The sequence below is a fragment of the Geobacillus genomosp. 3 genome, from assembly GCF_000445995.2.
Lineage (GTDB): Bacteria > Bacillota > Bacilli > Bacillales > Anoxybacillaceae > Geobacillus.
The window spans coordinates 1,239,356-1,252,947 of sequence record NC_022080.4; the positions used below are offsets into that span (position 1 = coordinate 1,239,356).

The 13,592-nt window shown below is 54.3% G+C and carries 18 protein-coding genes; 11 read left to right on the plus strand and 7 right to left on the minus strand.

Translation table 11 applies throughout. The features are described from left to right. Positions 1-261 precede the first annotated feature (261 nt). On the minus strand, positions 262-696 hold the full coding sequence (locus M493_RS06315; protein WP_020959467.1) for a DUF2621 domain-containing protein: 435 nt from the start codon (positions 694-696) through the stop codon (positions 262-264). Between the two features lie 321 nt (positions 697-1,017). Between M493_RS06315 and M493_RS06320 the strand changes: the two genes are divergently transcribed. Beyond that, positions 1,018-1,668 (plus strand): cell wall hydrolase, encoded by a 651-nt coding sequence (locus M493_RS06320; protein ID WP_020959468.1) that lies wholly within the window; start codon positions 1,018-1,020, stop codon positions 1,666-1,668. Next, positions 1,658-1,957, plus strand: a complete 300-nt coding sequence (locus tag M493_RS06325; protein ID WP_051391557.1) for a PTS lactose/cellobiose transporter subunit IIA — start codon at positions 1,658-1,660, stop codon at positions 1,955-1,957. The genes M493_RS06320 and M493_RS06325 overlap by 11 nt, the downstream gene beginning before the upstream one ends. A 185-nt stretch (positions 1,958-2,142) precedes the next feature. On the opposite strand, the gene M493_RS06330 is transcribed toward M493_RS06325, so the two are convergent. Further along, positions 2,143-2,289: a small acid-soluble spore protein P gene (locus tag M493_RS06330; RefSeq protein ID WP_020959470.1), complete on the minus strand. Its 147-nt coding sequence runs from the start codon at positions 2,287-2,289 to the stop codon at positions 2,143-2,145. A gap of 128 nt (positions 2,290-2,417) precedes the next feature. On the opposite strand from M493_RS06330, the gene M493_RS06335 reads away from it, so the two are divergent. Further along, positions 2,418-2,678 (plus strand): hypothetical protein, encoded by a 261-nt coding sequence (locus M493_RS06335; RefSeq protein WP_020959471.1) that lies wholly within the window; start codon positions 2,418-2,420, stop codon positions 2,676-2,678. Positions 2,679-2,921: 243 nt separating this feature from the next. Here M493_RS06335 and sspO read toward each other — a convergent pair whose 3' ends face one another. Further along, on the minus strand, positions 2,922-3,071 hold the full coding sequence (gene sspO / locus M493_RS06340; RefSeq protein WP_020959472.1) for a small acid-soluble spore protein O: 150 nt from the start codon (positions 3,069-3,071) through the stop codon (positions 2,922-2,924). A gap of 234 nt (positions 3,072-3,305) precedes the next feature. Between sspO and acnA the strand changes: the two genes are divergently transcribed. Further along, positions 3,306-6,026 carry an aconitate hydratase AcnA gene (acnA, locus tag M493_RS06345; protein ID WP_020959473.1) on the plus strand — a complete coding sequence of 907 codons (2,721 nt, stop codon included), beginning with the start codon at positions 3,306-3,308 and terminating at the stop codon, positions 6,024-6,026. Positions 6,027-6,062: 36 nt separating this feature from the next. Here the strand turns inward: acnA and sspL are convergent, their stop codons facing one another. Next, positions 6,063-6,200 carry a small, acid-soluble spore protein L gene (gene sspL, locus M493_RS06350; RefSeq protein ID WP_020959474.1) on the minus strand — a complete coding sequence of 46 codons (138 nt, stop codon included), beginning with the start codon at positions 6,198-6,200 and terminating at the stop codon, positions 6,063-6,065. A gap of 81 nt (positions 6,201-6,281) precedes the next feature. On the opposite strand from sspL, the gene M493_RS06355 reads away from it, so the two are divergent. Then, complete coding sequence (locus M493_RS06355) at positions 6,282-6,752, plus strand: divergent PAP2 family protein (protein ID WP_020959475.1); 471 nt, start codon at positions 6,282-6,284, stop codon at positions 6,750-6,752. Between the two features lie 103 nt (positions 6,753-6,855). Here the strand turns inward: M493_RS06355 and M493_RS06360 are convergent, their stop codons facing one another. Then, positions 6,856-7,782, minus strand: a complete 927-nt coding sequence (locus tag M493_RS06360) for a DMT family transporter (RefSeq protein WP_020959476.1) — start codon at positions 7,780-7,782, stop codon at positions 6,856-6,858. A gap of 232 nt (positions 7,783-8,014) precedes the next feature. Here M493_RS06360 and M493_RS06365 point away from each other — a divergent pair, with 232 nt between their 5' ends. Both M493_RS06365 and M493_RS06370 read left to right on the plus strand, forming a co-directional pair. Beyond that, complete coding sequence (locus M493_RS06365; protein WP_020959477.1) at positions 8,015-8,680, plus strand: ribonuclease H family protein; 666 nt, start codon at positions 8,015-8,017, stop codon at positions 8,678-8,680. 6 nt (positions 8,681-8,686) lie between these two features. After that, a complete protein-coding gene (locus M493_RS06370; protein ID WP_020959478.1) occupies positions 8,687-8,902 on the plus strand; it encodes a zinc-finger domain-containing protein in 216 nt (71 codons plus the stop codon). Between the two features lie 171 nt (positions 8,903-9,073). Here the strand turns inward: M493_RS06370 and M493_RS06375 are convergent, their stop codons facing one another. Next, positions 9,074-9,343: a DUF2564 family protein gene (locus M493_RS06375; protein ID WP_020959479.1), complete on the minus strand. Its 270-nt coding sequence runs from the start codon at positions 9,341-9,343 to the stop codon at positions 9,074-9,076. Positions 9,344-9,474: 131 nt separating this feature from the next. Beyond that, complete coding sequence (cspD, locus tag M493_RS06380; protein ID WP_003251474.1) at positions 9,475-9,675, minus strand: cold-shock protein CspD; 201 nt, start codon at positions 9,673-9,675, stop codon at positions 9,475-9,477. Positions 9,676-9,997: 322 nt separating this feature from the next. Here cspD and M493_RS06385 point away from each other — a divergent pair, with 322 nt between their 5' ends. The 4 genes from M493_RS06385 (at position 9,998) to glpK (ending at position 13,436) form a co-directional block, all read left to right on the plus strand. After that, positions 9,998-10,249: a hypothetical protein gene (locus M493_RS06385; protein WP_020959480.1), complete on the plus strand. Its 252-nt coding sequence runs from the start codon at positions 9,998-10,000 to the stop codon at positions 10,247-10,249. Positions 10,250-10,447: 198 nt separating this feature from the next. Then, complete coding sequence (locus M493_RS06390) at positions 10,448-10,849, plus strand: sporulation protein (protein WP_020959481.1); 402 nt, start codon at positions 10,448-10,450, stop codon at positions 10,847-10,849. A 202-nt stretch (positions 10,850-11,051) separates the two neighbouring features. Beyond that, positions 11,052-11,876, plus strand: coding sequence for an MIP/aquaporin family protein (locus M493_RS06395; RefSeq protein WP_020959483.1), 825 nt, complete (start codon positions 11,052-11,054; stop codon positions 11,874-11,876). 66 nt (positions 11,877-11,942) lie between these two features. Then, positions 11,943-13,436: a glycerol kinase GlpK gene (gene glpK / locus M493_RS06400; protein ID WP_020959484.1), complete on the plus strand. Its 1,494-nt coding sequence runs from the start codon at positions 11,943-11,945 to the stop codon at positions 13,434-13,436. Positions 13,437-13,592: the final 156 nt, after the last annotated feature.

Here is a 13,592-nt window from a genome sequence, read left to right on the forward strand (position 1 = left end):
CTGCGGCGTTGAAGCCAAAGATTCCCGGTTGGGGAAGGGAAAGGAGCGTGTCTCAGCAGCGGTGGGACACTTTTTTCACTGCCATATACGATAAGCAGCGAACCGATTTGTGATGCGGGATCCCGTACTTTGCGGGGGATAGCTGGCCTTTTGAATTAGCCGCTCCCTTTTTCCCGCTCAATGTCCTTTTGGCTGCGCGAAGGAATGCGCGTTGCCAAACAGACGAAAGCCGCTGGCGTCCGACCTGAAGTGTAAGGCCGGTCAGCGGCTTTCCAACAAATGTTGATATGGGGCGAGATCAATATTTTTTGCCTGCAGCGTCCGGATTAAAAACTTATGGTCGCGCTTTGGCGTCGCGATAATATACCCGCGGATGAGCAAGTCGCGCGTAATGCGGGGCGCCTGTTCTTTGAGCGCGAGCTCGCCGATTTTGCCGGCGATTTTTTGCCGGGCCACGTCGCGAAACAACTCCGGCACAGGGCGGACGAGCTCCTCGAGCAAGGCCTTTTCTTCTTCCCCCCATAAATGGCGCGTCTGTTCGATATAATACTCCTGCCAGTCGAGCTCCGATTTTCCGTCTTCTTTCGGCAGCCGTTTCAAAAATTTGCGGAACATAAAAAAGCCGCCGATCGACATCATGACAAGCAAAAAGACAACCCAAACCAAAATAGACCAAAGAAACCATCCGGTCAGCACGATGACCACCCCAACCAATAATCGATAGTTTGCTGTTCGGCCACCCGCGGCAGCGGGGCGGCTTAGACAAGTTTCGTCTATTATTATGTCGAAAAGCGCAAGGTTTGGCAAGCTTTGAGAGCGCCCAACGTTCTGTTACGGTGCGTAACGCAACTGTAACGCAACTGTAAAGATGCCTGTCCCGTCCTAGCGCGTCAACGGTTTTGAAACAAGCTGCCCGCCCGGCTGGAAATGAAAGACAGTGACGCGCCTAGTTTTGCCTGCTAATCTAGTAAGCAAAGAGAAACAGGAAGAACGATGGCGGCAAGGGGGATGATGGGCATGAGGAAAACAATTGCAGTACTGGCCATAGCTTGCAGCCTGGCGCTTGGTTCGCAATCGCTGCCGGCGGAAGCGGCGGGCTCCTATACATACTACCAAGTGAAAAAAGGCGATACGCTGTCGAAAATCGCCAAACAATATCATACAACGGTGGCTTCACTCAAATCGCTCAACGGTTTAAAAACGGATATGATCCGCATTGGCGCGAAATTGAAAGTGCCGGCGGCTGCGAAGCGTCCTGCCTTGGCATCAGCCGGCAAAAAGGCGATTTCGCTCACCGCCGCCGATCGAAAGCTGCTTGCCCAGCTCGTGCAGGCGGAAACCGGTTCAAGCGAGCCGTTTGCCGGCAAAGTGGAGGTCGCGCTTGTCATTTTGAACCGCGTCCACCATCCGGAGTTTCCGAACACGGTGCGTGGTGTCATTTACCAAAAGATGAAGTCGGGCTATGCGTTTGTGCCGGTGAAAACGGGGAAATTGACGCGCATTCAGCCGACGAAACAAGATTACGCGGCGGTCGACAAAGCGGTCGCTCTCTTCCCGGGCGACCGCCGCGGTTCCCTCTATTTTTACAATCCAAAGGTGACAAAAGACAAATGGATGCTGTCGCGTCCGGTGACGACCCGTATCGGGCATCACGTCTTTGCGAAGTGAACGGGGTCGGGACAGACCCTGTTTCTTTTTTGCCGTATGGCGCCATAAGGCGATCGCCGCCGCCAAGCAGGGGAAACTAGCCGAAGCGCGCCGGCTGTTGGAGCAGGCTGGGGCGGAACGGCAAGCCGCCCACGAGCTGCAAACGTCGCTGCTGCAGCAAGAAGCCGGCGGGCAGTCTACGGCTGTGACGCTGCTGATGGTGCACGCCCAAGACCATTTGATGACAGCGATTGCCGTCAAAGAGTTGGCAGCTGAATTCGTCGATTTGTATGAACATATTCATTCGTAAAGGCCAACCCGCCCGTTTCACCCGGGCGGGTTTTGGCAGCCAATGAGGTAACCATAATTTAATTATGTAAACACAATGGCATCAAAGCAGTTGCTCCAGCGTTTGCTGCCGGTTGAACGAAGCGGCGCTCCCCGCTCCTTCTTGGCAAACGGAACGGAGGACACGCCGCCCTTCAGCCGAGCGGTTTACATATCATGGCTTGTGTTATGTTTTTGCCGCGTATGGTTGCGGTTTTTTACTTTTTTCGACCCGCTGAGCGGTTCGGGCTGCCCGGGGTTGTCGCCTTTCGGGGCATTTTTGCGCATATCTTTGCCGTCGTTTTTGTTCGTCATCGCCTTGTGTCCCCCCTTTGCCCCTTAGCATGCGGCATTCCGCTGTCGCTTATTCCGCGTATAATTTGCCGCCCGATTGAAACGATAAGTAGTGAACGACGGCTATGACCGCAAAGGAGGAACGAGCCATGGTTTATCATAAAACGAAGCAAGACGCGTTTCAGGCAGCGCAAAAGGCGACGATGGAGGCAAAAGAGTGGCATGACCATCTCGTCCGCGATCAAGCCGATTACGGCTATCAGTTAGCCCATTTGCGGCAGGAAGTGAACGAAGCGTTTGCGCAAATTGAAAACGCGCTTGAAGTCGCCTCGGAAACACAGCGCGTGCAGCTCGAGAAATTCCGCAGCGACTTGCAGGCGATTGTGGATGACGTGAATCAACATGAGTAAGGGAATGCCGGCGGCGGACATTCCCTTTTTGCTGTCAATTGGGCATGTGTGCGCTCAAGAACACCGTTTCCCAATGGTATGAACGAATCGCTGCCCAAGGCGGCCAATCCGCCCGGATGCTCGGGCATGGCGAATTGGCAGCCTGCCGCAGGGCGGGATCCCAGACGTTTTCCCGCTTCTCATAGCTAGAAGAGAGCGGGCAATGCGGTTATGGCAGGCCCGGGTGGCGAAACGGCCGCCAAGTCATTGATTCTTTTTTCGCTTTTTGTTGTTTTGCCGCTGCGCTTCGGTCAGCGGTTCATTGGAAAACTCTTCATTGTAGCCGGCGCCCATCCCTTGCGCTTTCGCGGCGTTCATGCCAGGGATGACATGGTTCGCTTTTCGTTTGCCCATTCCTTTTCACCTCCGCTTCTAGTTTGCGACGAAACAGCCGCCTTATTCTTTCCTTGCCGCCGCGAGGAAATAAAATGGCGAAACGATGGAAATCATTATTTACAACTTGTCCTGTTATATAATAAGATAAAAACGGGCCGAACTTTATGGGGATTGGGAGAATTCGTGCTATTTTTTCGACTTTCGCACGGAAAAATAGTATAGTATTATTGTGAAGTGAAGGGGGTTATACATATGGCGAAACAAGATGTGTTCAACGCCCGCTCTTCATTCGAAGTCAACGGTAAAAAATACAATTATTACCGTTTGCAAGCGCTTGAAGAGGCGGGAATCGGCCAGGTAAGCCGCCTGCCGTACTCGATTAAAGTATTGCTCGAATCGGTGCTCCGCCAAGTCGACGGCCGCGTCATTACGAAAGAGCATGTCGAAAACTTGGCCAAATGGGGAACGCCGGACATGAAAGACATCGATGTGCCGTTTAAGCCGTCGCGCGTCATTTTGCAAGACTTCACCGGCGTGCCGGCCGTCGTCGATTTGGCTTCGATGCGCAAGGCGATGGCGGATTTGGGTGGCGATCCGTACGAAATCAACCCGGAAATCCCGGTCGATCTCGTCATCGACCACTCAGTGCAAGTTGACCGCTACGGATCGGACGATGCGCTTGAGTACAACATGAACTTGGAATTCTCCCGCAACGCTGAACGGTACAAGTTTTTGAAATGGGCGCAAAAAGCGTTCGACAACTACCGCGCTGTTCCGCCGGCGACCGGGATCGTCCACCAAGTAAACTTGGAGTATTTGGCAAGCGTCGTTCATGCAGTTGAAGGGGAAAACAACGAGTACGAAGCGTTCCCGGATACGCTTGTTGGGACGGACTCGCATACGACGATGATCAACGGTCTTGGCGTCCTCGGCTGGGGCGTCGGCGGCATTGAAGCGGAAGCGGGCATGCTCGGCCAACCGTCGTATTTCCCGGTGCCGGAAGTCATTGGCGTCCGCTTGACCGGCAAGCTTCCAGACGGTTCGACGGCTACCGACTTGGCTTTGAAAGTGACGCAAGTGCTGCGGAAAAAAGGCGTCGTCGGCAAATTCGTCGAATTTTTCGGCCCGGGGGTCGCGACGCTGCCGCTGGCTGACCGGGCGACAATCGCCAACATGGCGCCGGAATACGGAGCGACGTGCGGCTTCTTCCCGGTTGACGCCGAAGCGCTTGACTACTTGCGCCTAACCGGCCGCGACGAACATCATATTCAAGTCGTTGAGGCGTATTGCAAAGCGAACGGTTTGTTCTACACGCCGGATGCGCCAGAGCCGACGTTTACGGACGTCGTTGAAATCAACTTGTCGGAAATCGAAACGAACTTGTCCGGTCCGAAACGGCCGCAAGACTTGATTCCGCTTTCGAAAATGAAGCAATCGTTCCGCGATGCGGTGAAAGCGCCGCAAGGCAACCAAGGCTTCGGATTGACGGAAGCGGACTTGGAGCGGGAAATTACGGTTACGCTCAACGGTGAACAAGTGAAAATGAAAACGGGCGCCGTCGTGATCGCGGCCATTACGAGCTGTACCAATACATCCAACCCGTACGTTCTCGTCGCCGCTGGCTTAGTGGCGAAAAAAGCGGTGGAAAAAGGCTTGCAAGTGCCGAAGTACGTAAAAACGTCGCTCGCTCCGGGTTCGAAAGTCGTCACCGGCTACTTGCGCGACTCGGGCTTGCTTCCGTATCTTCAGCAGCTCGGCTTCAACATCGTCGGCTACGGTTGTACGACGTGCATCGGCAACTCGGGTCCGCTCGCGCCGGAGCTTGAAAAGGCGCTCGCCGAAAGCGACTTGCTTGTGACAAGCGTCCTGTCCGGCAACCGGAACTTTGAAGGCCGCATCCATCCGCTTGTCAAAGGCAACTATTTGGCCTCGCCGCCGCTCGTCGTTGCCTATGCGCTCGCCGGCACGGTCGATATCGACTTGCTCAACGAGCCGATCGGCAAAGGCAAAGACGGTCATGACGTCTATTTCCGCGACATTTGGCCGTCGATGGAAGAAGTGAAAGACGTCGTCAAACGGGCGGTCGATCCGGAGTTGTTCCGCAAAGAATATGAGCGCGTGTTCGACGGCAATCCGCGTTGGAACGCGATCGAAACGACAGACGAGCCGCTTTATCAATGGGATGAAAACTCGACATACATCCAAAACCCGCCGTTCTTTGAAGGCTTGTCGCCGGATGTGCGCAAAGTCGAACCGCTCACCGGCTTGCGCGTCGTCGGCAAATTTGGCGACTCGGTGACGACCGACCACATCTCGCCGGCAGGGTCAATCGGCAAAAACACGCCGGCAGGTCAATATTTGATTTCGAAAGGCGTCGAGCCGAAAGATTTCAACTCGTACGGTTCGCGGCGCGGCAACCACGAAGTGATGATGCGCGGAACATTCGCGAACATCCGCATCCGCAACCAAATCGCGCCGGGCACGGAAGGCGGCTATACGACGTACTGGCCGACCGGCGAAGTGATGTCGATTTACGATGCGTGCATGAAATACAAACAAGACGGCACCGGGCTTGTCGTTGTCGCCGGCAAAGACTACGGCATGGGCAGCTCGCGCGACTGGGCGGCGAAAGGGACGTTCTTGCTCGGCATCAAAACGGTCATCGCCGAAAGCTTTGAGCGCATCCACCGCTCGAACCTCGTCCTGATGGGCGTCTTGCCGCTGCAGTTCAAAGAAGGCGAAAACGCCGAAACGCTCGGTTTGACCGGCAAAGAAGTGTTCGAAGTCCACATTGATGAAAACGTCAAACCGCGCGACCTTGTCAAAGTGACAGCGACGAACGCGGAAACGGGCGAGACAAAAGAATTTGAAGCCATTGTCCGCTTTGACAGTGAAGTGGAAATTGACTATTATCGCCATGGCGGCATTTTGCAAATGGTGCTGCGCGAAAAATTGGCGAAAGTGAAACAATAATCACAAAAAGCAGGCTTCCCGATGCGGAAGCCTGCTTTATTTTGTGTTCAGCTTTTTAGCGGCGTTCTCGAGCTTGCTTTTCGGATCCGGGGTGAGCGTCCCGTCTTGGCCAAAGCCTTGCGGATTGACGCCCGGGGCTTTCGTGCCGCGGTTGCGGCCGCCGTTTTTCGCCATCATTTTCACCTCCACTCGGATAGTATGGCCGATCGGGGTGAAAATATAAGCAAAGCACGGCCGGCAAAGGAGAGAAGAACGATGAACAAAGGATTAAAAACGGCGCTTGCAACGATCGCACTGGCGCAATTTTTAAAAATTCCGATCAAGCAGGCTGAAACAGGCCGCTGGGATTGGCGATTGTTTTTCGAAACAGGGGGAATGCCAAGCTCTCACTCCGCCGGCGTTTCGTCGTTGGCGACGTTTATCGCCTTGGAGCGGGGGATGAAGACGGTTGATTTTGCCTTGGCGGCGTTATTTGGATTGATCGTCATGTACGATGCGCAAGGAGTGCGGCGGCAGGCGGGCGAACTCGCCCTCCGTCTGAATGAACTGGCCGAGGAGGTAAAAAAACTGGAAGACGATCCGGAACAAGACGTGTACAAAAAACGGCAGCAACAGCTTCGGACCCGTCTTGGGCATCAGCCGATTGAAGTCATCGGCGGAGCGCTCCTTGGGATCGCGACTGGCGCATTTTCGCATTGGCTTTGCCGCCGCAGGCGAGCGCTTTAAGCCGCGAAGCGGATGCGGCGTCTACAGCATAAGCATGGAGGCAAATGCCTGAAGCCAAGAACAAAGCTGTCCCGCTTTTTAGGCCGGACAGCTTCTGCCGCCGCTATGAGAAGATGTTCCGTTTTTCCCGCCACCGTTTTCTCCATAAGCGAGTGCTTGGAAGTTCAGCGAGGATCATACCGGCCAAAATCGCGATGCCGCCGAGCCAGGCGGACGGCGACAACCGCTCACCGGCCCACAGATAAGCAGTCAAAGCGGCGAACACCGGTTCCATTGCGAAAATGAGCGCGACGCGGGTGGGGGTTGTATATTTTTGCACCGCCGTCTGAATTAAAAAGGCGGCGGTCGTCGCCAGCAGCGAAGTGACCATGAGCGCTCCCCATACTTGTGGGCGGCGGAGCACCGCCGCATTCCACATATTGGACGCCTCTTCAAGCCAAAGGGCAAAGAAAAAACAGAGTGCAGCGACGGTAAAAATTTGCACCATCGTCAGCAGCATGGTTGAATAACGCGACGAATATCGACCTGTGACGATAATGTGCATGGCAAATGAAATGGCACAAAAAAAGACGAATACGTCACCGCGGTTGAATGACAGCTCCGCTCCGCCCGTCAGCCAATACAAGCCGAAGGCGGCCAGTACCGCTCCGACGGCTGCGTTCGCGGTCGGTTTTTGCTTGGCAATGAAAACGGAAAAGAGCGGTACGAGCACGACGCTCAGCCCGGTAATAAAGCCTGCTTTCGACGAAGTTGTATACAAAAGCCCGACCGTTTGGAACGCATAGCCGCAAAACAGCCAAAGCCCCATCCATGCCCCGGCGCCGACGACCCGCCACGATAACTGGCCGAGCAGCGGACGGGAAGCGATGGCGATCCATGCAAAAAGTAACAAGCCGGCCAAACTGAAGCGGACGGCGTTAAACGCCAGCGGCTCCAAAAACGAGATTGCGTTTTGGACGACGACAAACGTCGCCCCCCAGACGAACGCCACCGCCAGCAAGCTAAGGTCAGCAACGGTTTGCTGCTTCAATTCGATTCCTCCTTGTCGGTCTTTTCCACCCGTTGATCGGCTGCTAGCCGCTAGTGTACCATAAACGCAGCGAAAGAAACACACTTTTTTGAAAAAAAAAAGACCGGCTCCTGCGACAAAACGGGTTGATATGGGAGTCTGTCGTGCATAATAATTAAATAATGAACAAGGCCGAAAATATGATAAAATAAAAACCAGCCTCGATCATCGCGATGCGGAAGGGTGACAACGTTTGGATGTGCAAATCCGTTGGACATATATAACACCGAAAAAGCAAGAAGCCGTTCTCGTGTCGGATTGGACCGATGCCAAAGAGGCGCTTATGTTGGCGGACGATTTTGAAAAAACCGGACGGACGAAGGCGCTTGAGATCATCGACCGGGGCGGAACCTCTTGGTCAAAAAAAGAACTGCAAAAGCTGCTCAAAGAAATCGAAAGCGAGCCGCATGACGTCGTTGCGTATTTTGACGGCGGGTTTGATCATGAAACAGCCCAGGGCGGCGCCGGCGCGGTTGTGTACTATAAGCAAAACGACCACCGCTACCGGTTGCGTGCCAACCGCCGGCTCGGTGGGATCAAATCGAACAACGAAGCCGAGTATGCGGCGTTTTGGTTTGTGATGCAGCTGCTTGAGGAGCTTGGCGTCCGCCATTTGCCGGTGACGTTTCGCGGCGACTCCCATGTTGTCTTAAAGCAGCTGTCAGGCGACTGGCCGTGTTTTGAGGACGACTATAATGCCTGGCTTGACCGCATTGAGGAGAAAATGCGCGCGCTCGGCATCCAGCCGGTGTACGAACCCGTTTCGCGCAAACAAAACAAGGAGGCTGATTCGCTCGCGCGCCAGGCGCTCGACGGACAGCTGATCACGGGCCAAACGGAATTGACGGAGAAAGGGTAAGGCTGTATGGAAAAGAAGCGAAATCGACGCAAAGAAATATTGGAACAAATCGCTCAGCTGGAAGAAACGTACTGCGACGGCTGCTTTTTAAAAAGCACCTTCCGGAAAGAGTACGGCAAAACGTACGCCCAGTCGTTTTGCATCCAGCAATGCACGGTCGGGGAACAAATGCGGCAGTACGGGGAGATGCTGCTTTCCGCACCGCCGCGTCCGCGCCAATAGCGGCGGGCTGGAAACCGCGGGGCGGTTTTTCAGCGCAAAGTCAGTCTCCTTAGCACGATGCCGGACGACGGTGAAAGGCCGACTACATCCGATCGAAGGGGAGAGCGATCCAAGCGGGCGGATGATAGGCACAGCAAAAAGAGCTTCGCATGGCGAAGCTCTGTCCCCGGGTTATTGTTGCGCCTCGCGAAGCTGGTGCTCGGCGCGGGTCAGTTTTTGCTCGCACTGGGCAAAAAAGTCATCGTCCACCCCGGTCGCTGCCTGCCGGGCGCGGTTGAGTTGGCGGCGGGCGTTTTCGACCGCTCGTTCCGCATGGTCAAGCATTTCCGGATCGAGCTGCATCGTCGCCTGACCAACCATTTTTTCTGCCGTCTCGACAAACATTTCCACTTGCTTCAAGTCGTTGTATCCCGTATGTACGTCGGCATCGCGTTTGGCCATATAAACACCTCCTTTTTGTTATTGTTTGCCGTCTGGCGGGAACTATGCAAAACGAACATGAAAAAGGCATCCGTGCTTGTGCAGGATGCCTTTTGTTCCGCTGCCGTTCTTTCGTCTATGTCAACGAAGCTTTATAATTTGACAACGTTCGCTGCTTGCGGTCCGCGGTTTCCTTGTACGATTTCAAACGAAACTTCTTGGCCTTCTTCTAACGTTTTGAACCCTTCACCTTGGATTGCCGTGAAGTGAACGAATACGTCCGAACCGCCTTCCACTTCGATAAAACCGTAACCTTTTTCGTTGTTAAACCATTTTACTTTACCACGTTGCATAATACTGAATTCCTCCTAATACCTTTAGCCAGCTTGGCTAACCTCGAGATTTTTATCAAATAACAAAATATACTCCACAGCCATCCAAGATGCGTGTTCGTGCTGAACGCTTGAAATATATTCTGTTATGTGATGACTTTACTATACACTATTGGAAGCTGTCGAGTCAAGCAAAAGACAGGAAATTTCCGAAAAAAGTGGGTTGCTCGTCTAAGAAACGCCATCTTAGAAAGGAAAACGGGCCGCCGAAGGAGAAAAAAGTCATGAACGACCGAGAAAAACCATACATTGGAGTAGGAACGACAAAAAGGGGGAGAAGCGGATGTACCGCGGAAAAATCGCGGGCCAAGAAGTGATCGTCCGACTGGGCAACCGGGTCAGCCGCCGGTATTTCAGCGACAATAAAATTTACCACATGGTTCTGTCGTACGGAGAATCAGCATTCCGCAAAGGACAGGATACGTTTTGCATCTACAATGACCGCGTCGGCTTGATCGTCGCGGAGGTCGAGCAGCAGGATGTCCCGGTCATCCGGATCGATTACATTATTGAGAATGAAAATGTATACGAGTAACGGATTGACAAGAGCAGGCGGATGCGGTAACCTCTGATGTAAGCGGTAACAAAAACTGCGTTCGTCTGTTTCATCCCGAGACAGACTTTTGCCGTACGGGCAATCGTCTGTTTATTTTTTGGCTTTGGCTGAAACGGGCGGCGGCTTTTTTTCGTATATTGAAACGACAAGGGAGACAGACTAAAGAGGTGACGATCAGTGTTGTTGCGCAAAATGATGTCAAGAGTCGGGGTCGGGTCGGCACACGTCGACTTGATCTTAAATAAATCGTTATGGCGGCAGGGGGAAACGATTCAAGGGATCGTTCATATTTATGGCGGAACGGTCGAACAAACGGTGAAGCGGCTCGATGTCGAGCTGGTGCAAAAAACGATCGAAAACGGCAAGGAGCGCGATGCGGTCGTGGCCGTCATCCCGGCGGCCGGAGCGTTCGCGATCCGGCCGGGTGAAAAAAAAGAAATCCCGTTTGCCTACAAGATCCCTGATACGCTGCCGTTGTCGCGCCTCGGCCGTTCGTACCGGTTCATCACCCGCCTTCACATCGAGGATGCGGTCGATACGCTCGACTTCGACTATGTGCAAATTTTACCGAAAAAATAGGTTGACAACGCTTACACATTTGCGGTATGCTAAAGGCAAGTTAATCATTTCGTGGCGGAGAAACGGAGACCCACACATCATTCCTCTAAATAGGGGAAGTGTGTGGGTCTTTGTTTTTTCGCCCAACAAACAACCTTCCGGAAGGACCACTGAAGCAGGAAATGACAGCGAAAATCGCGAATGAAAAGGAGGAAGCGAACAAATGTCACCGTTTTTAGGAGAATTCGTCGGCACGGCACTGCTCATCATTTTCGGAGCCGGGGTATGCGCCGGCGTGAACTTAAAGAAATCGTACGCAGCCAACTCAGGTTGGCTGGTCATTACGATGGGATGGGGATTGGCTGTGGCGATTGCGGCGTATGCCGTCGGACAATACAGCGGCGCCCATCTCAATCCGGCTTTGACAGTCGCATTGGCGCTTGCCGGTGATTTTCCATGGAAAGACGTGCCGGGCTATATTGCAGCGCAAGTGCTTGGGGCGGTCGTTGGGGCGGTCATCGTCTGTCTTCATTATTGGCCGCATTGGAAAGAAACAGATGACCCCGGCGTCAAGCTCGGCGTGTTTGCCACCGGTCCGGCCGTGCCGAATGTTGTCGCCAATTTGTTAAGTGAAATGATCGGCACGTTTGTGCTTGTTTTGGCGATTTTGGCAATCGGCGCCAATAAGTTCGCTGACGGCCTCAATCCGTTTATCGTCGGTTTTTTGATTGTGGCGATTGGTTTGTCGCTTGGCGGGACGACCGGATACGCCATCAATCCGGCCCGCGACTTCGGTCCGCGGCTCGCCCATTTTTTGCTGCCGATCCCGGGCAAAGGTTCGTCGAACTGGTCGTACGCCTGGGTGCCGATCGTCGGCCCGCTGCTTGGCGGCGCAATGGGCAGCTTAGTGTATAAGGTGTTGTTTTTAGGCAAGACAAGCCCGGCGCTATGGGGTGTGATCATGGCTGCAGCGGCCGTATTGGCGGCGGCGGGTGTGTTGAAAGGAAAAGAGGCGGGAACGGCTGCGGCGGACCGCCGTTCAGCCTGACAGAGAACGTGTCGTTTGAAGTGAAGCCATTGAACGAAAACAATTGAGCAGGAGAGGAGAATGGGGATGACGGATCAATATATTTTGGCCATCGACCAAGGCACAACGAGCTCGCGCGCCATTTTGTTCAACAAAAAAGGCGAAATCGTCCATATCGCTCAAAAAGAGTTTACGCAATATTTCCCGCAGCCCGGCTGGGTCGAGCACAATGCCAATGAAATTTGGGGCTCGGTGCTTGCCGTCATTGCGGGCGTCTTGTCCGAAGCGCAAGTGAAGCCGGAACAAGTGGCAGGGATCGGGATTACGAACCAGCGGGAAACGACGGTCGTCTGGGAGAAAGAGAGCGGCAACCCGATTTACAACGCCATCGTCTGGCAGTCGCGGCAGACGGCCGATATTTGCGAGGAGTTGAAAGCGAAAGGATATGATCCGCTGTTTCGCGACAAAACGGGATTGCTCATTGACGCCTACTTTTCCGGAACGAAAGTGAAATGGATTTTGGACCATGTCGACGGAGCGCGCGAACGGGCGGAGCGGGGCGAACTGCTCTTTGGCACGATCGACACGTGGCTCATTTGGAAGCTGTCCGGCGGCCGCGCCCATGTGACCGACTACTCGAACGCGTCGCGCACGTTGATGTTTAACATTCATACGCTCGAGTGGGATGACGAACTGCTTAGCATCCTAGGCGTACCGAAGGCGATGCTTCCCGAGGTGCGTCCATCGTCGGAAGTGTACGCCAAAACCGTTCCGCACCATTTCTTCGGCGTCGAGGTGCCGATCGCCGGGGCGGCGGGCGACCAACAGGCGGCGTTGTTCGGGCAGGCGTGCTTTCGGGAAGGAATGGCGAAAAACACGTACGGCACCGGCTGCTTTATGCTCATGAACACCGGAGAAAAAGCGGTTAAGTCGAAACACGGGCTGCTCACCACGATCGCCTGGGGCATCGACGGCAAAGTCGAGTATGCGCTTGAAGGCAGCATTTTCGTTGCCGGTTCGGCCATTCAATGGTTGCGCGACGGCTTGCGGATGATCAAAACCGCAGCGGACAGCGAGGCGTACGCCGACAAAGTGGAATCGACCGACGGGGTGTATGTCGTCCCGGCATTCGTCGGGCTTGGCACGCCGTATTGGGACAGCGATGTGCGCGGCGCGGTGTTTGGCCTTACGCGCGGCACGACGAAGGAGCATTTCATCCGCGCGACGTTGGAATCGCTCGCGTATCAGACGAAAGATGTGCTTGCCGCTATGGAAGCCGATTCCGGCATCTCGCTGACGACGTTGCGCGTCGACGGTGGGGCGGTGAGAAACAACTTTCTTATGCAGTTCCAGAGCGATTTGCTGGCCGTGCCCGTGGAGCGGCCGGTTGTGAATGAAACGACCGCGCTTGGGGCAGCGTATTTGGCAGGGCTGGCCGTCGGCTACTGGGATAGCCGTGAGGATATTGCCGTTCAGTGGCAGCTTGAGCGCTGCTTTGAGCCGAAGATGGCGGACGACAAGCGGACGGCGCTCTATGAAGGTTGGAAAAAAGCGGTGCAGGCGGCGATGGCGTTTAAATAACAACGAGAAAACGGATGCCCTCAGCAAGGGTGTCCGTTTTTTTATGGTGGAAAACGGGAGGGCGGCTGACTGTTCGGCGGTGGAAATGAACTCCAGTGCAGACACTAGCCCACTTCGATCTGTCAGTGAGCGGCTTTTGAAGAGAGAACGGAATAT

Bases quoted from the DNA above. Each gene is read 5' to 3' on its own strand.
- M493_RS06355 (WP_020959475.1), top strand. From the start codon at position 6,282: ATGAACAAAGGATTAAAAACGGCGCTTGCAACGATCGCACTGGCGCAA.
- cspD (WP_003251474.1), bottom strand. From the start codon at position 9,675: ATGCAACGTGGTAAAGTAAAATGGTTTAACAACGAAAAAGGTTACGGT.
- M493_RS06385 (WP_020959480.1), top strand. From the start codon at position 9,998: ATGTACCGCGGAAAAATCGCGGGCCAAGAAGTGATCGTCCGACTGGGC.
- M493_RS06320 (WP_020959468.1), top strand. From the start codon at position 1,018: ATGAGGAAAACAATTGCAGTACTGGCCATAGCTTGCAGCCTGGCGCTT.
- glpK (WP_020959484.1), top strand. From the start codon at position 11,943: ATGACGGATCAATATATTTTGGCCATCGACCAAGGCACAACGAGCTCG.
- M493_RS06395 (WP_020959483.1), top strand. From the start codon at position 11,052: ATGTCACCGTTTTTAGGAGAATTCGTCGGCACGGCACTGCTCATCATT.
- M493_RS06330 (WP_020959470.1), bottom strand. From the start codon at position 2,289: ATGACGAACAAAAACGACGGCAAAGATATGCGCAAAAATGCCCCGAAA.
- acnA (WP_020959473.1), top strand. From the start codon at position 3,306: ATGGCGAAACAAGATGTGTTCAACGCCCGCTCTTCATTCGAAGTCAAC.
- sspL (WP_020959474.1), bottom strand. From the start codon at position 6,200: ATGGCGAAAAACGGCGGCCGCAACCGCGGCACGAAAGCCCCGGGCGTC.
- M493_RS06370 (WP_020959478.1), top strand. From the start codon at position 8,687: ATGGAAAAGAAGCGAAATCGACGCAAAGAAATATTGGAACAAATCGCT.
- M493_RS06335 (WP_020959471.1), top strand. From the start codon at position 2,418: ATGGTTTATCATAAAACGAAGCAAGACGCGTTTCAGGCAGCGCAAAAG.
- sspO (WP_020959472.1), bottom strand. From the start codon at position 3,071: ATGGGCAAACGAAAAGCGAACCATGTCATCCCTGGCATGAACGCCGCG.
- M493_RS06375 (WP_020959479.1), bottom strand. From the start codon at position 9,343: ATGGCCAAACGCGATGCCGACGTACATACGGGATACAACGACTTGAAG.